This is a genomic window from Pseudogemmobacter sp. W21_MBD1_M6 (genome assembly GCF_052119585.1).
Taxonomy (GTDB): Bacteria; Pseudomonadota; Alphaproteobacteria; order Rhodobacterales; family Rhodobacteraceae; genus JBGQOJ01.
The window spans coordinates 136,819-160,988 of sequence record NZ_JBGQOJ010000006.1 but is presented as its reverse complement, the minus strand read 5'-3'; the positions used below and the strand labels follow the sequence as shown (position 1 = coordinate 160,988).

Below are 24,170 nucleotides of genomic sequence, written 5' to 3'. Positions count from 1 at the left end.
TTATTACCGGAACAATAGGCTTACTCGATGCATATTACCACAGATGTTTGCGGGCCCGGCGCAGGGGTATTGCCTGTAAAGACACCAAAAAAAAAGGCGCGCCGGAGCGCGCCTTCGATTTTCCGTGACCGCAGATCAATGCGCTGTGGCAACGCTCGCTTCACCCGGAGATTTCAGCGCCGAGGCAGCTGCCTCCTCTGCCGCTTCGTCCCATTCGATCGGCTGCGGCTCTGACACCAGCGCGTGCTTCAGAACATCCGTCACGTGGCTGACGGGGATGATGGTCAGCCCCTCTTTCACGTTGTCCGGGATCTCTGTCAGATCCTTCTCGTTCTCCGCCGGAATAAGGACCGTCTTGATCCCGCCCCGCAACGCGGCAAGCAGCTTTTCCTTGAGGCCGCCGATCGGCAACACGTTTCCGCGCAGCGTCACCTCGCCGGTCATCGCGATGTCCTTGCGCACAGGGATCTGCGTCAGCACCGACACAATCGAGGTCACCATGCCCACACCGGCCGATGGGCCGTCCTTGGGGGTCGCGCCCTCGGGCACGTGAACGTGGATGTCGATCTTTTCGAACAACGTCGGCTTGACCCCCAGCTTGGGGCTGATCGATCGGACGAAAGAGCTTGCCGCGTCGATGGATTCCTTCATCACATCGCCCAGCTTGCCAGTCGTCTTCATCCGGCCCTTGCCCGGCAGGCGCAGCGCCTCGATCGACAGCAACTCGCCGCCGACGCTGGTCCAGGCCAGCCCGGTCACAACCCCGATCTGGTCCTCTTGTTCGGCCAGACCGTAGCGATACCGCTTCACCCCCAGGAAATCCTCGAGGTTCTCGGGCGTCACCACGACATGGTCTGTCTCGTGCTTGACGATCTTTGTCAGCGACTTGCGCGCCAGCTTGGCGATTTCACGTTCCAGGTTCCGCACGCCCGCCTCGCGGGTATACGTGCGGATCATCTCCTTCAACGCGGCATCGGTCAGCTCGAACTCGCCCTTTTTCAGGCCGTGGTTCTTGATCTGCTTTTCGATCAGGTGCTGCTTGGCGATCTCGGATTTTTCGTCCTCGGTGTAGCCCGATAGCGGGATGATCTCCATCCGGTCCAACAGCGGCCCCGGCATGTTGTAAGAGTTCGCCGTGGTCAGGAACATCACGTTCGACAGGTCATATTCGACCTCCAGATAGTGATCGACGAAGGAGCCGTTCTGTTCCGGATCAAGCACCTCGAGCATGGCCGATGCAGGGTCGCCACGGAAATCCTGACCCATCTTGTCGATTTCATCGAGCAAGATCAGCGGATTGGTGGTTTTCGCCTTTTTCAGCGCCTGAATGATCTTGCCGGGCATTGAACCGATATAGGTCCGACGGTGGCCGCGGATCTCGGATTCGTCGCGCACGCCGCCCAGCGAGATGCGGATAAATTCGCGCCCCGTGGCCTTGGCAACCGATTTGCCCAGCGACGTTTTGCCGACACCCGGAGGGCCGACAAGGCACAGGATCGGCCCTTTCAGCTTGGCAGAGCGTTGCTGCACGGCAAGATACTCGACGATCCGTTCCTTGACCTTTTCAAGGCCGTAGTGGTCGTCATCCAGAACCTTTTGCGCGTGGCCAAGGTTCTTTTTGACGCGGGATTTGACGCCCCACGGGATCGACAGCATCCATTCCAGATAGTTGCGCACCACGGTCGCCTCGGCGGACATGGGCGACATGTTCTTCAGCTTCTTGATCTCGGCATCGGCCTTGTCGCGCGCTTCCTTGCTCAGCTTGGTCTTGGCGATGCGGGCCTCCAGTTCGGCAACTTCGTTCTGGCCCTCTTCGCCATCGCCAAGTTCCTTCTGGATCGCCTTCATCTGCTCGTTCAGATAGTATTCGCGCTGGGTGCGCTCCATCTGCGACTTGACGCGGGTCTTGATCTTTTTCTCGACCTGAAGCACCGACATTTCGCCCTGCATCAAGCCATAGACTTTCTCCAGCCGCTCTGCGACCGACAGCGTTTCCAGAAGCGCCTGCTTCTGGTCGACCTCGACCCCCAGATGCCCCGACACAAGATCGGCCAGCTTGGCCGGCTCGCGGCTTTCCGAAACGGCGGCAAGCGCCTCTTCGGGGATGTTCTTCTTGATCTTGGAATAGCGCTCGAATTCCTGACTGACCGTGCGCACCAGCGCCTCGATCGTCTCGGGCTCGCCGTCTTCCTCCAGCAGCAGCTCTGCGCTGGCCTCGAAGAAATTATCGTTCTGGTGGTATTGGGTGATGCGCACACGGCTGCGCCCCTCGACCAGCACCTTGACGGTGCCATCGGGCAGCTTCAGCAGTTGCAGCACATTGGCCAGCACGCCGACCTCGTAGATGCCATCGGCGGATGGATCATCGACGGTCGGGTCGATCTGGCTGGACAGCAGAATCTGCTTGTCGTCCTGCATCACTTCTTCAAGCGCACGAACGGATTTTTCACGCCCTACGAAAAGCGGCACGATCATATGCGGGAACACCACAATATCGCGCAGCGGCAGGACGGGGTAGGTCTGGTTGAGTTGCTCTTGCATGCTCTATCCTCAGTCTTGGCAAGAAGGTCCCGGCCCCGTTACATTCGGCAGCGCTCGACCTTCTCCGGTCATAGATATTGTAATTGGGGCGACACGCCCCGGCTTTCAACCACGCCAGTTATGGCAATCGACACAGAATGCCCGTGCAACGATCAAGGGGCAAGGCGATCTTGTCCCCATTGGCCGCAATTTTCAAGGATTCTGCGTATTTTTAGGGCTTCCGGGCCACCGGCACCGTCTCTTTCATCCCCTGAACGGCACATATCTCACATTTTTGAGAACGCAGGCGTCGGGCGGGCCAAAGCCCTGATTTTCTTTGATCCGGTTTGGCTGCCGCTGCCGGATGGTGCGCGCGGCAAAGCCACGGCGGCCATCATAGACGCTCGATGTCACCCTCGGCGCGGTCGGCATGAAATCTGGCCTGAAACGCGTCGAACGTGCCCGCAGCAATGGCCGCACGAATGTCCTGCATCAGGTCCTGATAGTAGTGCAGGTTGTGCCAGGTCAGCAGCATCCCCGATATCATTTCCTGGGCGCGGAACACATGGTGCAGATAGGCGCGCGAATAGTTCGAACAGGCGGGACAGGTGCAGGCCGCGTCCAGCGGGCGCGGGTCATCCTGATGCCGCGCGTTCTTTATGTTGACCACCCCGTGGCGGGTAAAGGCCTGCCCGGTGCGGCCAGATCGCGATGGCAGAACGCAATCCATCATGTCGATGCCACGGGCCACCGCCCCCACGATGTCATCGGGCTTGCCCACCCCCATCAAATAACGCGGCTTGTCCTGCGGCAGCATGTCGGGGGCAAAGTCCAGCACGTTGAACATCATCTCCTGCCCCTCGCCGACGGCCAGACCGCCAACCGCATACCCGTCGAAACCCACCGCGGTCAGGGCCTCGGCGCTTTCGGCGCGCTGGTCCTGAAACACGCTGCCTTGCTGGATACCAAACAATGCGTGCCCCGGCCTGTCGCCAAAGGCATCGCGCGACCGCTGCGCCCACCGCATCGACATCCGCATCGACTCGAGCGAGACCTTCTCTTCGGCCGGAAACGGCGTACATTCGTCGAAACACATCACGATGTCGGACCCCAGCAATCGCTGGATTTCCATTGACCGTTCGGGGGTCAGCATGTGGTCGGACCCGTCGATATGGGATTTGAACCTGACACCGTCTTCGGACATCTTGCGCAGCGCGCTCAGGCTCATCACCTGAAAGCCGCCGGAATCCGTCAGAATGGGTCTGTCCCAGTTCATGAATTTATGCAGCCCGCCCAGCCGGTCGATGCGTTCCGCCGTGGGCCGCAACATCAAATGATAGGTATTGCCCAGCAGAATATCGGCCCCCGTGGCCGCCACGCTTTCGGGCATCATCGCCTTGACCGTCGCCGCCGTGCCGACCGGCATGAAGGCCGGCGTGCGGATATCGCCGCGCGGGGTCGAGATGACGCCGGTCCGGGCCTTGCCATCGGTGGCATTCAGTTGAAAACGAAAGGTCTTTGACATGAGGCACCGTTGCAAGCTGGATCAAAGCGCGTATAGCGCAGATAAGACACAAGAGGAAAGCGACATGGACCAGAAGGGCACAGCGACGCAAGCGGATTTCCGGCTGGGCTGGGAAGAGTGGGCCGCACTGCCCGACCTTGGCCTGCCGGCGCTGAAGGTCAAGGTGGATACCGGCGCGCGCACCTCGGCCCTTCATGCCTTCGATATCGAGCCGTTTGACGACGCCGGAACACCCCGGCTTCGGTTCGGTGTGCACCCTGTCCCCGGACGCGACGATATCAGCATCGTCTGCACCGCCGATGTTGCGGACCGCCGCGAGGTGATCAGCAGCAACGGCGAGGCAGAACTGCGCTATGTCATCCGCACCGATATCCGCATCGGCACCCGCCAGTGGCCGATAGAGATCACCCTGACCAACCGCACAACCATGGCGTACCGCATGTTGCTGGGGCGCACCGCGCTGGACGAGGAGATCCGCGTCAGCCCCTCTGAAAGCTTTTGCCAGCCGAAACTGACTTATGACGGCTACAGCGGCGTGGAAACCGGCCACCCCCGCCCGCTGGCCATCGCGATCCTGACCCGCGAGCCCGAAGCTTACACCACCCGCCGCCTGATCGACGCGGGCGAGGCGGCAGGCCACCGCGTCGACGTGATCGACACCGCGCGGTGCTATATGATGATCGACGCCCGCACGCCGGAAGTGCACTGTGACGGTGCCCGCCTGCCCCGCTACGACGCGGTGATCCCGCGGATCGGCGCCTCGATGACGGCCTATGGCAGCGCGGTTCTGCGTCAGTTCGAAATGATCGGCACCTATTGCCTGAACGGCAGCGCAGGCGTCACGGCCACCCGCGACACGATGGCGGCGCATCAGACGCTGGCACGGGCGGGCCTGACCCTGCCGGTGACGGCACTGGCCCATTCCCCAAAGGATTCCGGCAACCTGATGGGCCTTGTCGGCCCCGCGCCCTTGATGGTGAAACTGATGGACGCGCCCCCCGGTCAGGACGTGGTTCTGGCCGAAACCCGGAAATCCGCGCAAACGGTGATTTCGGCGTTTCGCGGGCTGAAGGCCGACTTTCTGGTGCAATCGTTCCTGCGCGACGCAGTATCCTTGCGCCTTGTCGTCGTCGGTAAAAAAGTTGCAGCTGCCGTCGAATGGCAGGGCAGCGACGCCCCCCAGGTCAAAAAGACCGTGCCAAGCGCAGAGGAACGCCGCGCCGCCCTGCGCGCCGCGAAAGCCTTTGGACTTGGCTTTGCCGCTGTCGATATGCTGCGCAGGGCAGACGGGCCGATGGTGCTTAAAGTCAGCACAACACCCGCGCTGGAACAGGCAGAGCGGATCACCGGAAAAGATATCGCCGCCCGTGTGATCGACGATCTGACGCACCGCCTGCGCCCGGAACCACGTCCACGCAAAATGAAACGCAAAGTCAAATCACCCCGCCCCTAGACGATCGCCGCATAAACCTTATATAATCAGTCAACAACTCTATGAGGTCACAGATGACAGATCAGGCGACAGCCCCCCTTGAAGGCGCACCACTCATTCGGCCCTCAAGCACCGAACACCCTCTGTACGAGCAGGTCGTAGAGGCGTGCCGCTCTGTCTATGACCCGGAAATCCCCGTGAATATCTTCGATCTGGGGTTGATCTATACCATCGAGGTCGGTCCCGAATCCGATGTCCGCATCATCATGAGCCTGACAGCACCCGGATGCCCCGTGGCCGGCGAAATGCCCGGATGGGTCGCCGATGCGATCGAACCGCTGCAAGGCGTGAAAACGGTAGATGTGCAAATGACCTTTGATCCGCCCTGGGGCATGGAAATGATGTCTGACGAGGCACGTCTGGAACTGGGGTTCATGTGATGTTCGGAATTCCCGGAAAACAGGCCGTTTCGATGACCGACGCCGCCGCGCGCCAGATTGCCCGATTGATGGCCAAAGACGGCACAAAGGGTTTGCGCATCGGCATCAAGAAAGGCGGCTGTGCGGGTATGGAATACACCATGTCCTATGTCGCCGAGGTCGATCCGATGGACGAAGTCGTGGAACAGGGTGACGCGCGGGTGATGATCGCCCCTATGGCGCAGATGTTCCTGTTCGGAACGGAAATCGACTACGAGACCTCGCTGCTTGAATCCGGTTTCAAGTTCCGCAACCCCAATGTTGTGGATGCCTGCGGTTGTGGCGAATCGATCAAGTTCGACGAAAAGCTGACGGCGGACAAATGAGCCTCGCCGCGGCGGACATCGCCTTTGCGGTGGATCTGTTCGCAGGGCTGGGCAATATCACGACACGGAAAATGATGGGCGGCCTCTGCATCTATGCGGATGGCCGCCTTTTTTCGATCCTCGACGCGGATGGCACGGTTTACCTCAAGGCGCAGGGCGCTTTCGCGGACAAGCTGGACGCGGCAGGCTCACGGCCGTTCGTTTACAGCCGCAAAGACGGCACATCCCAATCCATGGCCTACCGGACCCTGCCCGAGGCCGCCCTTGACGACCCGGCCCTGGCTTGCGATTGGGCAAAGGACGCACTTGATCATTTGACATAGGAGATCGGCCATGCGGCGCAAACTTGCAGCTGGAAACTGGAAGATGAACGGAACCCCCGCGATGCTGGCCGGGGTCGGTGCGCTGGATGCGGACGCGGGCTGCGAGGTGCTTTTGTGCCCGCCCGCCACGCTGATCGCCCAAATGACGGATCATGCAAAGGGACGGATCACCGTCGGCGGGCAGGATTGCCACCCTCTGGCAGGCGGCGCCCATACCGGCGATATTGCAGCCAGCATGCTGAAAGATGCAGGCGCGACTTATGTCATTCTGGGCCATTCCGAACGGCGTGCCGACCACGGCGAGACCAACGCGACCGTTTCCGCCAAAACCCTTGCCGCATGGGATGCCGGCCTGACCGCCATCGTCTGCATCGGTGAAACCCTGGAAACGCGCGAGGCGGGCCGGACCCTCGACCTCATCGGCACCCAGCTTGCCGGATCGGTGCCCGACGGCGCCACGGCAGCCGGTCTTGTGATCGCCTATGAACCGGTCTGGGCCATCGGCACCGGCAAGGTGCCGACACTGGAACAGATCGCCGAAGTTCATGATTTCATCCGCGCAGCCCTTGAAACCCGCTTTGGCGCCGAAGGCACCGGAACCCGCGTGCTTTATGGCGGCTCTGTCAAACCCTCGAACGCGGCCGGGATCTTTGCCGTCCCCAATGTCGACGGCGCGCTGGTCGGCGGGGCCTCGCTGGCGGCAGAGGATTTCAACGGCATCATCGGCGCCCTCGCAAAGGCCTGATCCCGCTTCTGCCCATTCTTCTTGGTCCAAATATCCAAAAAAACGCCCACTCCCGGCGATATGCCAAGGGGTGGGCGTTGGTTTTTGGATATTTAGAGAACAAAGAATTATTTGATGATAGTCTCTGGACCCATCATCAGTGTCGGCAACCATGTCGACAGGATCGGGATGTAGGTCACCATGATCAGGAACACGAACAGCACCGCAAGGAAGGGCAGTGCTGCCACGACAACCCGCATCATCGGCATCCCCGCAACGCCCGAGGTCACAAACAGGTTCAGGCCCACAGGCGGCGTTATCATGCCGATTTCCATGTTCACCACCATGATGATACCCAGATGGATCGGGTCGATCCCAAGCGTGATCGCAATCGGGAACACCAGCGGCGCCACGATGACGATCAGGCCCGACGGCTCCATGAACTGCCCACCGATCAGCAGGATCACGTTCACGATCACAAGGAACATGATGGGCCCAAGCCCGACCCCCAACATCGCATCGGCGATATGTTGCGGGATTTGCTCGTCGGTCAGAACATGCTTCAGGATCAGCGCGTTGGCGATAATGAACATCAGCATCATCGTCAGCTTTGCCGCTTCGAACAGTGTCCTGCGGGTGTCCTCGTGGAAAAAGGCCGTGACCAGTGCAAGCGGCTTTTGCAGCAGCGTCAGGTTCGGCTGTCCGTCGGGCGTCTTCAGCGGCCCCATGTCACGGTAGACAAAGGTGGCGACAAAAAACGCATAGACAGAGGCGACTGCGGCGGCTTCGGTCGGGGTGAAAATCGCACCTGTGACGCCCGGAATGCCGTAGATCCCGACCATGATGATCACGATCAGAAGCAGACCCCAGATCGCGTCGTTGAAGCTGTCCCAGACCTCTCCCCAGCCCTGCCATTCGCCCTTGGGCAGGTTTTTCACCCGCGCCATGACATAAATCGTCAGCATCAGCATCGTGCCCGCAAGGATGCCCGGAATGACACCCGCAAGGAACATCCGCCCCACGGACACATCGGTGGCCGAGGCATAGACGACCATGACGATCGAGGGCGGGATCAGAATGCCCAGCGTGCCCGCGTTACAGATCACGCCGGCGGCGAATTCCTTGGTATAGCCGACCTTGACCATCGCGGCGATCACGATAGAGCCGATGGCGACAACCGTTGCAGGCGATGACCCCGACAGCGCCGCGAAAATCATGCAGGCAAGCACACCGGCAATCGCCAGACCGCCGCGCAGGTGCCCCACACAGGCAATCGAAAACCGGATGATCCGCGTCGCAACCCCGCCGGTGGACATAAAGCTGGATGCAAGGATGAAGAACGGGATGGCCAGCAGGGTGTAATGGCCCGCCATGGCCTGAAAGAACGACTGGGCGATAGACGCCAGAGAGGTATCGCTGAACATCAGCAGGAACAGCATCGACGACAGGCCAAGCGATACCGCGATCGGAACGCCGATCAGCAACAGGCCGACGATCATCACAAAGAGAAGGGCGACTTCCATGGTTTAGTTCCCCATTTTCTGCGCGGCGTCTTCGACCGCGTCTTCGGCTTCGTGGCTGACGATCAGCGTGTCCTGCGTGCCGCGCAGAATGCGGACCGTGGCCTGCACAAAACGCAACAACAACAAGGCGCAGCCGATGGGCAGCATGGTATAGGGAACGACATCCGGCAGCTTGCCATAGGCATCGCCGTCATTGATCAGGTCGCTCAGGAAATTCAGGAAGAACGGCATCGGCACCTGATCGGTTTCCATGAACGCGCGGCTGCGTGTCGGGGTGAATCCGGTCGGGAACCAGCGACCACTGGTCACATCAAGGCCCGCGAATGGCGCCCAGTAGTCCCATGCGCCTTTCATCAGAAGCACCGCGTAGAAAACGCAGATGAATGCAGCGATGATGGCCAAAGCGCGGCGCGGGCCACGGGGCAACAGGTTGGTCACGGCATCGACACCCAGATGGGTGGTCTTTTTGACGCCATAGCTGATCCCCAGCAGGACCATCCACGCGAACAACATCAGGACGACTTCAAGGCCCCAGATCAGGCTGGCATTGAACAGATACCGGCGCGCCACGTTCACAAACGTGAGGACCGTCATGATTCCAAGAGTATAGGCGATCAGGGTTTCTTCGACCGTGTCGATGAAACGTCCCATGCCCGACGTAGGCTCGTGTCTGTGTGACCCGCTCATTGTGCCCCTCCCCGTTTGCATTTCAGTTGGCAGAACGGCCCGGGGGTTCCCGGGCCGTTCCGTTTCGGCTGTTACCGATTAGTTTGCTGCGTTGAATTCCTGTGCCGCTGCGATGTTCTCGGCACCTACGTCGCCTTCGAACTCGCCCCAGACCGGCATCATCGCATCGACCCACTGCTGGCGCTGCTCTGCTGTCAGTTCGACGATCTTGCCGCCCGCATCCAGAATGGACTGGCGTGCTGCAAGGTCAACGCTGCCGACCGCTGCGTTACGCTCTACGGTGACCTCTTTCAGGATCGTCAGGAACTGGTCGCGCACATCGGCATTCAGGCTGTCGAGCCAGTCAACCGAGGCAACAACCATATAGTCGATCACGCCGTGGTTGGTTTCGGTGATGCCGTCCTGCACTTCGAAAAACTTCTGGCCATAGATGTTGGACCATGTGTTTTCCTGACCGTCCACAACGCCGGTTTGCAGCGCGCCATAGACCTCGGCGAATGCCATTGGCTGGGGCGATGCGTTCAGCGCCTTCATCTGTGCGACAAGAACGTCGGACGGCTGAACGCGGAACTTAAGGCCGGATGCATCAGTCGGCAGAACCAGTGGCTTCTTCGCCGAAATCTGCTTCATGCCGTTGTGCCAGAACTGAAGACCCTGCAGGCCGCGCTTTGCCATTGCGCTTTTCATCTTCTCGCCGGCTTCCGATGTCTGGAACGCGTCGACTGCGTTGATGTTCTTGAACATGAACGGCAGGTCGAACAGGCGGTATTGCTTGGTGAACGATTCAAACAACGACAGCGAAGGTGCCGCCAGTTGAACGTCACCCTGAAGCATGGCCTCAAGAACCTGCTCGTCCTTGTACAGGGTCGAGTTCGGGAAGACCTCCATGCAGGCTTTGCCGTCCATCTCTGCGTTGACCCGCTCCATCAGCAGCGAAGATGCGATGCCTTTGGGGTGCTTGTCCATGTTGGTGACATGGCTGAATTTGATGACGACTTCGCCATCGTCGCAGCCTGCGGCGTGGCTGGCGGCGTTGACCGCGCCTGCGGCAAAGCTGAGGGCTACTGCGGTAGCGACTGCGGTGATGAATTTCATGGTGGTTTCCTCCCAGATGAAGCAATTATTTTCGTCGTGCGCCGTGACTGGCACCCGCGGTCACAAAAGCGTGTCACAAGGGGTGGCTCAAGAAAAACATTCCACGATCTGCACATTCTGCAAAAAACCTTTTGTTTCAATAATTAAGACAAGCCATGCGCCAGACGGAATGCTGGTATGCAAATTTTATGGGCGAAAATCCGCACATAGGTTTGCGGTGACTGTGTGGAAATCCGCACAGCCTAGCGGTAGTCCTCGGCGCGAATCCCATAGCGGGTCAGCTTGTCGTAGAAGGTTTTGCGCGGCAGTTTCAGCGCCTTTGCGGTTTCCGTCGCATTGCCGCGATGATGCCTCAGCGCCTCGATCAGAAGCGAGCGTTCGACCTGCGCCAGTTGCTCTGCAAGGCCCGATTCCCGTTCCTTTTCCGGTTCGGACAGGTTCATCGCGAATCGCATCGCCGCATTCATCAACCCCCGCGCATTGCCGGGCCAGTCCTGTGCCATCAGGCGGCTAATGATTTCAGGCGTGATGTCGGGCGGTGCAAGGTTCGCCTGTTCGCAGGCAATGCCCACATATTTGCGGAACAGGATGGGAATATCCTCTGGCCGTTCGCGCAGCGACGGAATGCGGACCTGCATCACATCCAGCTTGTAGAACAGATCATGGCTGAAACGGCCCTCGGCAATCTCTGCCGCAAGATCCTTGTAAGTTCCCGCCAGAATGCGAACGCCGCGGGTGCCTTCCATCCGTTCCAGAAGGGCAAACTGCGCCTCGGCTGGCAAAGCCGCGATTTCGTCCAGAAAAAGCGTGCCGCGATCGGCGCTGGCAAAGGCGTCGGCCATTGCGTCCGACGACAACGAGGCGGCGGAGCGTTTCACAAACGGCTGCATCGCAAAGGGCGAGGACAGATGGATCACCTCTGCCACTTTCGATATGCCTGTTCCCGGTTCTCCGGTGATCAGAACATCGGCGCTGGATTTCGCCGCTGTGCGCACGCGGTCGCGCAGGTCACGCGCAAGGGCAGAGGCCCCGAACAGCATCCGCGAGGCCGGATCGCCTGTTTCCAGCTGCCGTTTCAAACGCCGGTTTTCCAGCACCAGCGTGCGGGTCTTCAACGCCCGCGCAACCACGACAAGCAAATCCTTCGGGGCACAGGGCTTTTCCAGAAAGTCGAACGCCCCCGCCGCCATACCACGCACCGCCATCGGCACATCGGCCTCACCGGTCAGCAAGATCACCGGCAAATCCGCGTCGATGGTTTGGGCATATTCCAGCAATTGAAAGCCGTCCTTGCCGGGCATCCTGACGTCGGTCACCACCACGCCAGCGAAATCAGGCGCGATGTGGTCTTTCGCCTCGATATAGCTGGCGGCAAGGGTCGGCGTCAGGTCTGCCAGTTGCAGCGTCTGGCCAAGCGCCTCGCGGATCGCAGCATCGTCGTCAACCAACAAAACGCGGGTAATCATGCGGCCTTCTCTATCGGTGCTGTTGCCAGTTCGACAGTAAACACCGCACCGCCGCCCTCGGCATTTCGGCCCCGGATCGCCCCGCCAAAGCTTTGGACCAATCCATAGGAAATGGACAGGCCAAGGCCCATCCCCTCGCCCGCGCCGACGGCCTTTGTGGAATAGAACGGGTCGAATATCTTGTCCGGCGCGGCAATGCCTGGCCCGGTGTCACGCACCTGCACAGTCGCGCGGGCCCCCGCCTGTTCGACCTTGATTTCCAGGCGTTTTCCGGCGCTGCCCTCCATCGCGTCGATGGCATTCGACACAAGGTTCAGGATCACCTGCTGCAACCGCACCTCGCCGCCGCGCACCAGAACAGGCACAGGCGGCGCGGCCCAGTCCACGGTCACATCCGCGCGGTCCAAACGGGCCTCGGACATTTCCAGCACGGCATCCACAACCGCCCCCAGATTGACCCGCACCATCGGCTCGCTCTCTTGCCGCGCAAAGGCCCGCAGGTTTTTTATAATCCGCCCCATGCGCCGCGCCAGTTCGGAAATCCGCGTCAGGTTCTGTGCGGCAATATCGGTTTTGCCGCGCTCCAGAAAAATCTCTGCGTTTTCGGCAAAAGACCGGATCGCCATCAGGGGTTGGTTCAATTCATGGCTGATGCCAGCCGACATCTGCCCCAGCGCCGACAATTTTCCCGCCTGTACCAGATCGGCCTGCGCCTTTTTCAGCGCGGCCTCTGCGTCTTGCCGCTCTGCCACTTCGCGGCGCAGGTTTTCGTTTACCTCAGACAGCTCTGCCGTGCGTTCCTGCACCCGCAGTTCCAGCGCGGCCTTCAGATCGGCCTCGACCAGCAACTGTTCCGCAAGGGCACGGCGGCGCTGCATCACTGTGAACAACATCGCCCCGAAGGCCATAAGCAGGGCCGCGGCAAAAGCCGCCTGCAACCGCGCGACCCGCTCCGCCGGGGCCACGTCGATCAGAACCTCGCCCGTCATCTCGATCAGTGGCAAGGGTTTCATCAGGTGCAAGGCGCGTTCAGGCAGATAGGGGCCCGCGTCCAGCGACCAGATCGAAAGGCCCTGAAAATCGGTCAGTTCATGGTCAATGAAAGGTCGCAGAGTTGTCGGATCATATTCCGCCGTGACCCCGCCCCGCCCCACAGCAGACCCGTCGTTCCGGGTGCGCAGCAACAATTCCGTTCGGTTCGACACAAAGATGACGCCAAGCCCGTCGGTAAAAAAGACCGAGTCAGGATCGCCGATCCAGTCGCCCTCCACGCGGCTGACATCCACCCGCACCCCCACCGCGCCCGTTGTGCGGCCAGAGGCGTCGAAAATCGGCGCCGCAAAGGTGAACACCCGCGCGCCGCTGTCGATATCCTGCGCGTGGAACGTTCCCGTGGCACCGTGCATGGCGCGACGGAAATAGGGCAGTTCGCGGTGGTTGACCTCTGCCCCGGTGGAACTGGCAAGCACCTTGCCCGCAGCCGAAGCCAGAAAAATCTCCAGGCTTCCGGTCTTGTCGGCGGTGCGCAGCAACAGCGAGGCGGCCTCTGGTACTGATCCGCCCTCGCCACGGGCCAAAGGAACCAGCGTCGGATGATCGGACAACAGCACCGCCAGTTCGCGGTATTGCGACAATTGCTGCATCAACCGGTCCGAGGCGAGCGACAGATCCGACCGCCCCCGATCCGCCAACTGGTCCAGCGCTGCACTATAGGCGAACCACCAGACACCGCCTGCAAATGCCGCGACGGTGAAAATGTAGAAGCACAGCGCAAGCGCAAGGCGGGTCATTGGCGGTTTTCCATTCCGGCCAGATTACACAAGGGCCGCTTGCAATTGCCAGCGCCTTTCGTGACGATCACGGCAAACACAGTCAGGCACCCCGACATGCAGATCGTCCATCAAAACCCGAATGACTCCGCCTTCGTGCAAAACCCCTATCCGTTTTACGACCATCTGCGCGGTCTGGGTGATCTGGTGTTCTGGCAGGACTACGGGATGGTCTGCACCGTCAGCCATGCCGCGACCAACACCATCCTGCGCGACCGCCGGTTCGGGCGCGAGGTGCCGGCAGAGTTGCAGGCACCGGTGCCGCCGCATCTTGCGCCCTTTTATGCGGTCGAGGCCCACTCGATGCTGGAACTGGAGCCGCCGCGCCACACCCGCCTGCGGTCCCTTGTCCTGCGGGCCTTCACCTCGCGCAGGATCAAGGCGCTGGGGCCAGAAATCGACGCGCTGTGCCACCAGTTGATCGACGCCTTTCCGCCCGATGAGTTCGACCTGCTGGATGTCTATGCGCGGCCCATTCCCGTCATCATCATCGCGCGGCTTCTGGGTGTGCCCGAAAGCATGGCAGGCGACCTGCTGCGCTGGTCCAATGCCATGGTTGCGATGTATCAGGCGGGCCGGACGCGGACAACCGAAGAGGCCGCCGCAACCGCCGCAACCGAATTCGTCGCCTTCATGCGCGGCCATATCAACGCCCGCCGGACGGCCCCCGCAGATGACCTGATCACGCATTTGATCGCGGCCAGCGATGGCGGCGAAACCCTGACCACCGACGAGATGATAACGACCTGTATCCTGCTGCTGAATGCGGGCCACGAGGCGACAGTCCACACCATCGGGAACGCCGTTAAAACCCTTCTGGATCATGGCCTTGTGGCGCGAAGTGAAGGGTGTGAGGCGCTGACCGAAGAGGTGCTGCGCTTTGACCCGCCGCTGCATATGTTCACCCGCCACACTTATGCCGGAACAGAGCTGTTCGGCCATCGTTTCGAACGCGGCGATCAGGTGGCCTGCCTTCTGGCCTCGGCCAACCGCGACGCGGCCATATACGCGAACCCCGACCACTTTGACCCCGCGCGCGCCATAAAGCCCCACACCAGTTTCGGCGGCGGCCTGCATTTTTGTGTCGGCGCCCCACTGGCGCGGCTGGAACTGCAAATCGCCCTGCCCGCGCTGTTCGACCGGCTGCCCGAACTCGCGTTATCAGGCCCCGCCAGATACGGCGATACCTACCATTTTCACGGGCTGGAACGCCTGCCCGTCAGACCGGCAGAACCGTCGTCGACTTGATCTCTTCCATCGACAACAGGGCCGTGACGTTGAACACGCGCACCTCTGAAATCATCGCCTGATAGAATGCGTCATAGGCCCGTGCGTTCTTGACGCGGACCTTCAGGATGTAGTCGATATCACCGGCCAGACGGTGCGCCTCCATCACCTCGGGGCGCGATTGCAGGGTGTTCAGGAACGCCTTTTGCCAGTCGGCCTCGTGCTCCGACGTGCGGATCAGGACAAAGAAACACGCCTCCAGCCCCAGCGCCTCGGGGTCCAGCAGAACCGTGTGCTGACCGATCACACCCGCCTCTTTCATCTTGCGGATCCGGTTCCACACCGGCGTCTTTGACGACCCCGCATGTTTGGCGATTTCATCCAGGGACTGGCTTGCATCGCGTTGCAGCTCTGCAAGGATTTTCCGGTCAACCTCGTCCAGACGGACTGCCATTCGCATTCTCCTTAGAAATCAGAACACCTGTATACATTGAGCGACTATACAGAACGTGCGTCCTTATCTGCAAGGGTCTATGGTCAAAATACAGGAAAATATCCTATATTGAGGCCTGAAGTCGAACAGCAGGGGCACCGATGAAACATTTTCCGATCTTCCTCGCCGTCGAAGGCCGCCGTATCGTTGTGTCCGGCGGTGGTGACGCGGCGCTGGCCAAACTGCGGTTGCTGCTGAAAACCGAAGGCCGGATCGCTGTGTTCGCGGCCTCCCCCGCGCCCGAGATCGTGGATTGGGCCAAGACCGGTCGCCTGTCTCTGACAACGCGCCCCCTGCAACGCGGCGACGCCATCTGCGCGGCGCTGTTCTATGGCGCGAATGAGGATGCGACCGAGGACGCCCGCACCGCCGCCATCGCGCGCGCGACAGGGGCGCTGGTGAACATCGTCGACAATCTGGGCGACAGCGACTTCATCACCCCCGCCATCGTCGACCGCGACCCGGTCGTTGTCGCCATCGGAACAGAGGGGGCGGCGCCTGTGCTTGCCCGCGCCATCAAGGCGGATCTGGAGGGCCGGCTTTCGCCCGTTCTTGGCACGCTGGCGCGGATCGGGAAAACCTTTCGGCACAAGGCGGACGCCTTGCCAATGGGGGCAAAGCGCCGCGATTTCTGGTCTGCATTCTACTTCAAGACCGGCCCGCAAGTAGTTGAAACTGCTGGGTCGGCGGGCATCATCCCCGCACTTGATGCTCTGCTTGACCATCACCTGGCCAAGGGCGATCAGATCGGCCGCGTCGATCTGGTGGGGGCTGGCCCCGGCGACCCCGAATTGCTGACGATGAAGGCGCGCAAGGCGCTGGATACGGCCGATGTGGTGATCTATGACCGCCTTGTCGCGCCGGAAATTCTGGAACTGGCGCGGCGCGAGGCAACCCTGCTTGACGCCGGCAAAGAGGGGTTCGGCCCCTCGGCCAGCCAGACCGACATCAATGCGATGATTGTTGAGCATGCCGCAAACGGTGCCTATGTCGTGCGCCTGAAGGCGGGCGACCCGACGGTGTTCGGGCGCCTTGATGAAGAGATCGAGGCAATCGAGGCCGCAGGCATAGCATGGCGGATCATTCCCGGTATCACGGCGGCCTCTGCCGCTGTGGCGGGGATCGGCCAAAGCCTGACCAAACGGCAGCGCAACGCCTCTGTCCGGTTCCTGACCGGTCACGACATGAAAGGCTTTGCCGAACATGACTGGCGCACATTGGCCCGCGAGGGCGAGGTTGCGGCGATTTATATGGGCAAGCGGTCCGCGCGGTTCATACAGGGCCGCCTGATGATGCATGGCGCAGGCCCCGCCACACCGGTCACGGTCATAGAGAACGCCTCTCGCCCCGATCAACGCGTTGTTTCCACGACGCTTTCCACCCTTTCGGCGGATCTGGACGAGGCAAACCTCTCTGGTCCTGCCCTAATGCTTTACGGCCTTGCGCCGCGTGCGGCCATGCTGGCCGCTTCCGAATTTCAGACACAGGATATCGCACTATGAGCCGCGCCTTCACCCCCAAAGTCGTCACCGCAAACGCCCTGATCGAAGGCGATGTGATCTATCAGACCGCCGCCGACACATGGACGCGCCACCTGTCGCAGGCAGAGGTGCTGACCGACGAGGCCGACGCGGAATTGCGACTGATCGACGCCAACCGCCACAAGAACGCAATCGTCGGCGCCTATCTGGCCGAGGTAAAGCGCGGACCGAACGGGCCGGAACCCACGCATTTCCGCGAAACCTTCCGCACCCGCGGCCCGTCCAACTACGTCCACGGCAAGCAAGAGGTAGAAACAAATGTATGATTACAACGCCTTCGACACAGAGTTTCTGGCAAGTCGCAACGCCCAGTTCCGTGCGCAAGTCGAGCGCCGTATCGACGGCAGCCTGACCGAGGACGAGTTCCGCCCGCTGCGCCTGATGAACGGCCTGTATCTGCAACTGCACGCCTATATGCTGCGGGTGGCGATCCCTTACGGCACGCTGGACGCGGGCAAGATGCGCCAGCTGGCGATGATCGCCGACCGGTGGGACAAGGGCTATGGCCACTTCACCACGCGCCAGAACATCCAGTACAACTGGCCCAAACTGCCCGATGTGCCGGACATGCTTGATGCGCTGGCCGAGGTCGAGATGCACGCCATCCAGACATCGGGCAACACGATCCGCAACGTGACCGCAGACCATTTCGCCGGTGCCGCCGCCGACGAGATCGAAGACCCGCGCCCCGTTGCCGAACTGTTGCGCCAGTGGTCCACCGACCACCCCGAGTTCCAGTTCCTGCCGCGCAAGTTCAAGATCGCCGTCACCGGCAGCGAGACCGACCGCGCCGTGACAAAGGCCCATGACATCGGGCTGCGCATGGTCCGAAACGACGCCGGACAGCCCGGTTTCGAGGTCATCGTCGGCGGTGGACTTGGCCGCACCCCGATGATCGGCAAGGTGATCCGCGACTTTCTGCCCAAGGCCGATCTGTTGCCCTACGTCGAGGCCATCGTCAGCGTCTACAACCTGCTGGGTCGCCGCGACAACAAATACAAGGCGCGGATCAAGATCACCGTGCACGAGAACGGCATCGACACGATCCGCGATCTGGTCGATGCGCGGTTCGCCCGGATCGTCGAGGGCTTCACCGGCTACGACCAGGACCTGCTGGCGCAGATCGAGACCGCCTTTGCCCCGCCCGTCTTCATCACTGCCCCCGTCGACGCCTTCGAGGCAGAGCGCGCGGCGAACCCCGCGTTCCGGTCGTGGTCCGATACGAACCTGACCGCGCATAAGGCGCCGGGCTATGCCATCGTGTCGATCTCGCTCAAGGCGCATGGCGAAACGCCCGGCGATGCCTCGTCCGACCAGATGCGGGTGATGGCCGATCTGGCGGAACGCTATGGCCACAACGAGCTGCGCATCAGCCACGAACAGAACGTGATCCTGCCCCATGTGCATAAATCCCACCTGCCGGCCCTTTATGCCGAACTGAAAGCGGCCCGTCTGGCGACCGCGAACATCGGGTTGATTTCCGACATCATCGCCTGCCCCGGCATGGATTATTGCGCGCTGGCCACGGCCCGCTCTATTCCGATCGCGCAAGAGATTGCCGTGCGGTTCGACGCGCTGAAGCTGGAACATGAAATCGGCGCGCTGAAGCTGAAAATCTCGGGCTGCATCAACGCCTGCGGTCACCACCATGTGGGCCATATCGGTATTCTGGGTCTCGACCGCGCTGGCGTCGAGAGTTACCAGATCACGCTGGGGGGCGATCACACGGAAAATGCCGCGATCGGCGAACGCGCCGGTCCGGGTTTCGGTGCCGACGACCTGATCCCCGCGATCGAGCGCATCATCTATGCCTACCTTGACCTGCGCGAGGGGCCGGAGGAAACCTTTATTGAAACCTACCGTCGCACCGGCCTTGCCCCGTTCAAAACCGCCCTTTATCCGGAGGCCCGCGCAGATGCCGCTTGAGGCCCCCCTTGCCCCTGTGGCGGAACGTGCGGCGCATCTGAACGGGCGCTACCGTCACCACGGGGCGACCGCCGTTCTGGAACGCGCCATGTCCGACCCGCAGGTCGGGCATCTGGCGATGGTGTCCAGCTTTGGCGCGGAATCCGTGGTGTTGTTGCATCTGGTGTCTGTCATTGACCGCTCTGTCCCCGTGTTGTTCATCGACACAGAGATGCTGTTCAAGGAAACCTTGCAGTATCAACGCGATGTGGCGGAAAAGCTGGGCCTGACCGATGTTCGCATCATCACGCCCGACCGCGAAGAGGTGTTTACCGAAGACAACGAGGGCCTGCTGCACCAATACGCCCCCGATGCCTGCTGCACCCTGCGCAAAACCCGGCCCCTTGCCCGTGCGCTGGCCCCGTTCGACGCGTGGATCACTGGCCGCAAGCGGTTTCAGGGATCGACCCGCGCCGATATCGAGTTTTTCGAGCCAGAGGGCGACATCAGGATCAAGGTGAACCCGCTGGCCCATTGGACCCGCGACGACATCCAGGAGTATATGGTCAACAACCGTCTGCCCCGTCACCCTTTGGTGGCGCAGGGCTATCCGTCTATCGGCTGTGCGCCCTGCACATCGGCGGTGAAAACCGGCGAAGACCCCCGTGCCGGGCGCTGGCGCGGTCAGGACAAAGAGGAATGCGGGATCCACTTTATCAACGGCAAAGCCGTGCGTGGGCCCATCGGCAAAGGAATAGAGCTATGACTGTGATCGTCACCGACGACGGCTTCGCGCCAGAGGATTGGACCCACGGGTTCCAATCCACCGACGCCCTGCCCGCCAATGACAATGCGGTGGCCGTCGATCTGGCCCCCGATGCCGACCTCGACGGCCTGACCGCGCATCTGGACCACATCGACCTGATCCGCATCGCGTTTCCGTCTTTTGCGGACGGGCGCGGGTTTACGCTTGCGCGGCGGTTGCGGCTGATGGGGTTTCAAGGGCGGTTGCGGGCTTATGGCCATGTGATTTCCGACCAATACGCAATGGCACGGCGCAGCGGCTTTGACGAAGTGCAGATCAACGCCGATCTGGCCGCACGGCAGCCCGAACCACAGTGGCTGGCCCGTGCCAACTGGCGTGACCATGACTATCAGTCGCGGATGCGCGGCTGATTACGGGGTTTCCCCTTCCTTCATTGACCTTTAGAACAGGAGGCGGTCCAATCGGGCCGCTATGTCCCTTATGAATGACCAGACCCCCGTGACCGAAGTCAAAGCCGCCGCCGTAAAGGCCCTGCCCGATGCGCAGACCGTGACAGAGGTCCATCACTGGACCGACCGTTTGTTTTCCTTCCGCGTGACGCGGCCCAAAACCTTGCGCTTTCGCTCTGGCGAATTCGTGATGATCGGGTTGCTCAAGGAGGACGGCAAGCCATTGTTGCGCGCCTATTCCATCGCCTCGCCGTCGTGGGACGAAGAGCTGGAGTTCTATTCGATCAAGGTGCAGGATGGCCCGCTGACCAGCCGGTTGCAGCATATCAAGGTCGGCGACGAAATCATCCTGCGCCCGAAACCCGTCGGAACGCTGGTGCATGACGCCCTGCTGCCCGGCAAACGGCTGTGGTTCTTTGCCACCGGCACCGGCTTTGCGCCTTTCGCCTCTTTGCTGCGCGACCCCGAAACCTACGAGCGATATGACGAGGTCATCATCACCCACACCTGCCGCGATGTGGCAGAGCTGGAGTATGGCCGCCAGTTGGTCGAGGGGCTTGCCGAAGACCCGCTGATCGGCGAATTCGTGGGCGACAAGCTGAAATACTACCCCACCACCACCCGCGAACAGAGCCCGAAGATGGGCCGCGTCACCGACAAACTGCGCGACGGGTCGATCTTTGCCGATCTGGGCGTGCCGCCGATGACCCCTGACGTCGACCGTGCGATGGTCTGCGGCTCGATGGGGTTGAACACGGATATGAAGGTGATCCTCGAAGGGTTCGGCCTGCGCGAGGGCGCCAATTCCGACCCTGCGGAATATGTGATTGAAAAGGCGTTCGTCGGATAGCCCGCCCCCGCCCCTTTCCCATAAAAAACGCCGCGTCAGGATCTCCTGCGCGGCGTTTTCTTTTGTCGGCCGTCGATGTCAGCGGTGCGGCGGGACCAGCCCGCCGCGTATCGCTTACATGTTCAGCGCGGCTTTGACCTGCTCCAGAACACCCTTCAGAACGTCGGGGTTTTCCTGGGCCTTGGTCAGCGCAGCCTTCAGCGTCGTTTTCTGCAACGCACCAAGGTCAGAGCCGTCGATCATCTCGGCGACTTTGTCCATGTTGAAGCCGTCAACGGTCAGCAGGTCGCCCGTGCCGGTTGTGACGGTGTCTGTTGCAGCCGTGACGGCATCCGGTGTCACCTCGGTTGCAGTCTCGGTTGCAGTTTCTGTTGCTGTGTCGGCAATGCTCGACGCGGCCTCTGTGGCGGACTGAACGGCAGACTCGACAGCTTCGGTCGCTGTGACTGCGGCGTCGGATGCGGTCGTGGCCGCAGCCTCGGCGGCGTCAGTTGCGATCTTTTCAGCGGCAGCGGCGGCTTCAGCAGCTTCGGCTTCCAGCTTTGCCGCAGCTTCGGTGGCAGCAGCTTCGGCGGCGGCGGCAACTTCAGCCGCTTTTGCTTCGGCAGCTGCGGCGGCTTCGGCGGCAGCAGCAGCGGTTGCGGCAGCGGCTTCTGCGGCTTTGGCCTCGGCCTCGGCGGTTGCTTCGGCAGCGGTTTCCATCGGGGTCGCGGTCTCTACAGCGTCGGTCACTGCGGTTGCGGTCTCTTCAACGGACTTGCCGCTGATGACGAAATACCCGCCCACAACAACAATAAGCGCGACGATCGCGACGATAACTTTATTCATAGCTCAATTTCCTTACTCTGGAAGAGTTTTGCGGTTAACCACGCGCCATATGGCAGAGCGGGCGATAAAATAAAAGCGCTTTGAAACCCGCAGGCAAGGCCTTGCCGAAATGCCTTTGAAATGGTGGTTGAAAGCCTGGCCCACTAAGTCTATTTTGCGCGTTAGATGAATTCACTATGCAAGGAACAATGCTATAGCCCGCAGACCCCACAACGCCCCGCCAGCACGTGATACTGGACCCCGCGTTAACGAACGTATCAACTCCCCCGAAATCCGGCTGATTGGCGCGGACGGCGAAAACGTCGGAGTTGTCACCCCTGCCCGCGGTATGGCATTGGCCGAAGAGGCTGGACTTGATCTGGTAGAGATTTCGCCGAACGCGGAACCGCCCGTCGTCAAGATCATGGATTTCGGCAAATACAAATACGAAACCCAGAAGAAAGAAGCCGAGGCGCGGAAGAACCAAAAGATCATCGAGATCAAAGAGATAAAGTTCCGCCCGAACACGGACAAGCATGACTACGAAGTCAAGATGCGGTCGGTATTCAAGTTTCTTGAGGAAGGCGACAAGGTAAAGATCACCCTGCGCTTCCGTGGCCGTGAAATGGCGCACCAGAACCTGGGTCGCGAATTGCTGGAGCGGGTGGCCGAAGACACCAAAGAAGCCGGTCGGATCGAGAACTTTCCAAAGATGGAAGGTCGCCAGATGATCATGCTGATCGGCCCGCTTCCCAAATAGGTCAAACCTGTCAAATTGACAAAAAGCCCCCGCCAGCGCGGGGGCTTTTTTGTATTCCAGTCCAGAGTGCGGGGGCCGGCAGGGCGGATTTCGCTGGGTTCCGGGCGATGCGTGCAACCTGTTTGCCTTATAGAATCACGCGCGCCCCCTGACCCCTTACCCAAAAAAATAGCGTAAAATCAGCCATCTGAAATGCCGGACAAATGATCGGCGCTCAGAGCATTTTCCCCACCGGCTATGACGATACCCGCGCCGGATGTTTCTTCTAGGCGGGCAGGTAGGCAAGCGTATACGGTGTTCCTATATAACTATGACAATGAGTGCCGAGTGAAATATCTAAATGCGACAGATGCCTTGCATCCTGACCGCATCGCAAAGGCAACCCGGGCCAGTCGACGATAACTTAAAAACATGTCAAAGTGACAAGTTTATCGCGCGGCAGAGTTGCTTTCGGTTATTTCATGGTGCTACCGTAGCTTGAGGGTTGTTCTTGATGGACAAAATTGAGGCAGTCACTGCCCTGCGGACCATGCTTCGCGATATGGAGCGGGAGCTTGGGTTGAGCGTCCTTTCGGGGGCGGAAAAAGATATATTGCTGGCTGCAAATAGCCTGTCAAAGGAACTCGGGGATGTAATTTCTTCTGACAACATTCGCAGACATGCGCTTGTGGAGCCACACGCACAGGCGACCTATCATCGTGCGCTGCGCGCCTTGGTCGGGCGCGGTCTGATCAAAAAAGCAAGCGGTTCAAAAGCAAGGGCCTATGTCGTCTGCTTGGAGGCCCCCAACACAGAATAACGATTTAGCTTAACACATGGCCAAAGGCGTACTCGATGCTTAAGAAGTGGTGGGACGCCTTTGCAATCGTTAGCATTGCATATTCGATATCGTTCTTCACGACATCCGAGCTTGTCACTCCGGTTCAGGCAATGGCATTTCCCCAGACCATCGTCGCGGGAAGCCTACTTTTCTTACCCCACGGAGTGCGCGTTCTGGCCGCATGGTGGCTTGGCTGGCGCTCTGTCGCAGTTCTGTTGCCAATATCATTCGCCTTTCATTACTACGTCTCAGGCCCCGCCGGCTTTATGATCCCGCAGGTTCTTGTGCCGGTATTCGGGGCGGTCTGTGCCGCAGTCGGGTTTTCGCTGATCGCACGGTTCCGGGACGATGGGGATGGATACTGGCGCATGAACATTGGCTGGCGCTGGATTATGGGGGCTGGCCTGATCTCATCGTTGATCAATGTCGCCGGAACATTCCTGACGACAGAGTTGTCGTTTGCCGGCGTATTCACCCAGGTCTTTGGCGACATCACCGGATTGTTCTTTATGCTTTTGATCCTGATGACCGTTTTCCGCTGGCAACGGATAAAGATGTAACCCCACCAGAAAATGCGAAAAGCCCCGTAAAAACGGGGCTTTCCTTTTAGTCGTCCACGGTGG

24 protein-coding genes are annotated in these 24,170 nt (G+C 60.6%); 15 read left to right on the top strand and 9 right to left on the bottom strand.

Annotated elements, in window-relative coordinates; translation table 11 throughout:
* Positions 1-135 precede the first annotated feature (135 nt).
* The gene (gene lon, locus ACEN2R_RS09395; RefSeq protein ID WP_442041534.1) at positions 136-2,541 is read right to left on the bottom strand and encodes an endopeptidase La; all 2,406 of its coding nucleotides are present in this window, start codon (positions 2,539-2,541) and stop codon (positions 136-138) included.
* Between the two features lie 373 nt (positions 2,542-2,914).
* Positions 2,915-4,045 (bottom strand): tRNA guanosine(34) transglycosylase Tgt, encoded by a 1,131-nt coding sequence (tgt, locus tag ACEN2R_RS09390; RefSeq protein ID WP_442041532.1) that lies wholly within the window; start codon positions 4,043-4,045, stop codon positions 2,915-2,917.
* Positions 4,046-4,109: 64 nt separating this feature from the next.
* On the opposite strand from tgt, the gene ACEN2R_RS09385 reads away from it, so the two are divergent.
* The 5 genes from ACEN2R_RS09385 to tpiA are packed head-to-tail and all read left to right on the top strand — an operon-like array spanning position 4,110 to position 7,350.
* Positions 4,110-5,498, top strand: coding sequence for a putative ATP-dependent zinc protease (locus ACEN2R_RS09385; protein ID WP_442041530.1), 1,389 nt, complete (start codon positions 4,110-4,112; stop codon positions 5,496-5,498).
* Positions 5,499-5,551: 53 nt separating this feature from the next.
* Complete coding sequence (locus ACEN2R_RS09380; protein ID WP_442041529.1) at positions 5,552-5,917, top strand: SUF system Fe-S cluster assembly protein; 366 nt, start codon at positions 5,552-5,554, stop codon at positions 5,915-5,917.
* Entirely contained in the window at positions 5,917-6,282 is a 366-nt protein-coding gene (locus ACEN2R_RS09375; RefSeq protein WP_442041527.1) for a HesB/IscA family protein, read from the top strand. The genes ACEN2R_RS09380 and ACEN2R_RS09375 overlap by 1 nt, the downstream gene beginning before the upstream one ends.
* Complete coding sequence (locus ACEN2R_RS09370) at positions 6,279-6,605, top strand: TfoX/Sxy family protein (RefSeq protein WP_442041525.1); 327 nt, start codon at positions 6,279-6,281, stop codon at positions 6,603-6,605. Before ACEN2R_RS09375 ends, ACEN2R_RS09370 begins: the two co-directional genes overlap by 4 nt.
* A gap of 10 nt (positions 6,606-6,615) precedes the next feature.
* Positions 6,616-7,350: a triose-phosphate isomerase gene (gene tpiA, locus ACEN2R_RS09365; protein ID WP_442041523.1), complete on the top strand. Its 735-nt coding sequence runs from the start codon at positions 6,616-6,618 to the stop codon at positions 7,348-7,350.
* A 107-nt stretch (positions 7,351-7,457) separates the two neighbouring features.
* Here the strand turns inward: tpiA and ACEN2R_RS09360 are convergent, their stop codons facing one another.
* The 5 genes from ACEN2R_RS09360 to ACEN2R_RS09340 all read right to left on the bottom strand — a co-directional run bounded on the left by ACEN2R_RS09360 (position 7,458) and on the right by ACEN2R_RS09340 (position 13,890).
* Entirely contained in the window at positions 7,458-8,852 is a 1,395-nt protein-coding gene (locus tag ACEN2R_RS09360) for a TRAP transporter large permease (RefSeq protein ID WP_442041521.1), read from the bottom strand.
* Positions 8,853-8,855: 3 nt separating this feature from the next.
* Positions 8,856-9,539, bottom strand: a complete 684-nt coding sequence (locus tag ACEN2R_RS09355; protein WP_442041519.1) for a TRAP transporter small permease — start codon at positions 9,537-9,539, stop codon at positions 8,856-8,858.
* Positions 9,540-9,617: 78 nt separating this feature from the next.
* Positions 9,618-10,634 (bottom strand): DctP family TRAP transporter solute-binding subunit, encoded by a 1,017-nt coding sequence (locus ACEN2R_RS09350; protein ID WP_442041517.1) that lies wholly within the window; start codon positions 10,632-10,634, stop codon positions 9,618-9,620.
* Between the two features lie 242 nt (positions 10,635-10,876).
* The gene (locus tag ACEN2R_RS09345; RefSeq protein WP_442041515.1) at positions 10,877-12,100 is read right to left on the bottom strand and encodes a sigma-54-dependent transcriptional regulator; all 1,224 of its coding nucleotides are present in this window, start codon (positions 12,098-12,100) and stop codon (positions 10,877-10,879) included.
* Positions 12,097-13,890: a sensor histidine kinase gene (locus ACEN2R_RS09340; RefSeq protein ID WP_442041513.1), complete on the bottom strand. Its 1,794-nt coding sequence runs from the start codon at positions 13,888-13,890 to the stop codon at positions 12,097-12,099. Before ACEN2R_RS09340 ends, ACEN2R_RS09345 begins: the two co-directional genes overlap by 4 nt.
* Before the next feature lie 96 nt (positions 13,891-13,986).
* On the opposite strand from ACEN2R_RS09340, the gene ACEN2R_RS09335 reads away from it, so the two are divergent.
* Entirely contained in the window at positions 13,987-15,177 is a 1,191-nt protein-coding gene (locus ACEN2R_RS09335) for a cytochrome P450 (RefSeq protein WP_442041511.1), read from the top strand.
* Here the strand turns inward: ACEN2R_RS09335 and ACEN2R_RS09330 are convergent.
* Positions 15,149-15,610 (bottom strand): Lrp/AsnC family transcriptional regulator, encoded by a 462-nt coding sequence (locus ACEN2R_RS09330; RefSeq protein ID WP_442041507.1) that lies wholly within the window; start codon positions 15,608-15,610, stop codon positions 15,149-15,151. The two genes, ACEN2R_RS09335 and ACEN2R_RS09330, sit on opposite strands and share 29 nt — an antisense overlap.
* A gap of 140 nt (positions 15,611-15,750) precedes the next feature.
* On the opposite strand from ACEN2R_RS09330, the gene cysG reads away from it, so the two are divergent.
* From cysG to ACEN2R_RS09300, 6 genes are all read left to right on the top strand, one after another.
* A complete protein-coding gene (gene cysG, locus ACEN2R_RS09325; RefSeq protein WP_442041505.1) occupies positions 15,751-17,151 on the top strand; it encodes a siroheme synthase CysG in 1,401 nt (466 codons plus the stop codon).
* Positions 17,148-17,456: a DUF2849 domain-containing protein gene (locus ACEN2R_RS09320; RefSeq protein WP_442041503.1), complete on the top strand. Its 309-nt coding sequence runs from the start codon at positions 17,148-17,150 to the stop codon at positions 17,454-17,456. Before cysG ends, ACEN2R_RS09320 begins: the two co-directional genes overlap by 4 nt.
* Positions 17,449-19,116, top strand: a complete 1,668-nt coding sequence (locus ACEN2R_RS09315; protein ID WP_442041501.1) for a nitrite/sulfite reductase — start codon at positions 17,449-17,451, stop codon at positions 19,114-19,116. The genes ACEN2R_RS09320 and ACEN2R_RS09315 overlap by 8 nt, the downstream gene beginning before the upstream one ends.
* Positions 19,106-19,861 carry a phosphoadenylyl-sulfate reductase gene (locus tag ACEN2R_RS09310; protein ID WP_442041499.1) on the top strand — a complete coding sequence of 252 codons (756 nt, stop codon included), beginning with the start codon at positions 19,106-19,108 and terminating at the stop codon, positions 19,859-19,861. The genes ACEN2R_RS09315 and ACEN2R_RS09310 overlap by 11 nt, the downstream gene beginning before the upstream one ends.
* Positions 19,858-20,271 carry a DUF934 domain-containing protein gene (locus ACEN2R_RS09305; RefSeq protein WP_442041497.1) on the top strand — a complete coding sequence of 138 codons (414 nt, stop codon included), beginning with the start codon at positions 19,858-19,860 and terminating at the stop codon, positions 20,269-20,271. The genes ACEN2R_RS09310 and ACEN2R_RS09305 overlap by 4 nt, the downstream gene beginning before the upstream one ends.
* A gap of 70 nt (positions 20,272-20,341) precedes the next feature.
* Complete coding sequence (locus tag ACEN2R_RS09300; protein WP_442041560.1) at positions 20,342-21,160, top strand: ferredoxin--NADP reductase; 819 nt, start codon at positions 20,342-20,344, stop codon at positions 21,158-21,160.
* Between the two features lie 114 nt (positions 21,161-21,274).
* Here ACEN2R_RS09300 and ACEN2R_RS09295 read toward each other — a convergent pair whose 3' ends face one another.
* A complete protein-coding gene (locus ACEN2R_RS09295; protein ID WP_442041495.1) occupies positions 21,275-21,988 on the bottom strand; it encodes a translation initiation factor 3 in 714 nt (237 codons plus the stop codon).
* Between the two features lie 169 nt (positions 21,989-22,157).
* Here ACEN2R_RS09295 and infC point away from each other — a divergent pair, with 169 nt between their 5' ends.
* The 3 genes from infC (at position 22,158) to ACEN2R_RS09280 (ending at position 24,107) form a co-directional block, all read left to right on the top strand.
* Positions 22,158-22,727, top strand: coding sequence for a translation initiation factor IF-3 (gene infC / locus ACEN2R_RS09290; protein WP_442041558.1), 570 nt, complete (start codon positions 22,158-22,160; stop codon positions 22,725-22,727).
* A 493-nt stretch (positions 22,728-23,220) separates the two neighbouring features.
* Complete coding sequence (locus tag ACEN2R_RS09285; RefSeq protein ID WP_442041493.1) at positions 23,221-23,526, top strand: hypothetical protein; 306 nt, start codon at positions 23,221-23,223, stop codon at positions 23,524-23,526.
* Between the two features lie 35 nt (positions 23,527-23,561).
* A complete protein-coding gene (locus ACEN2R_RS09280) occupies positions 23,562-24,107 on the top strand; it encodes a hypothetical protein (protein ID WP_442041491.1) in 546 nt (181 codons plus the stop codon).
* Positions 24,108-24,170 lie beyond the last annotated feature (63 nt).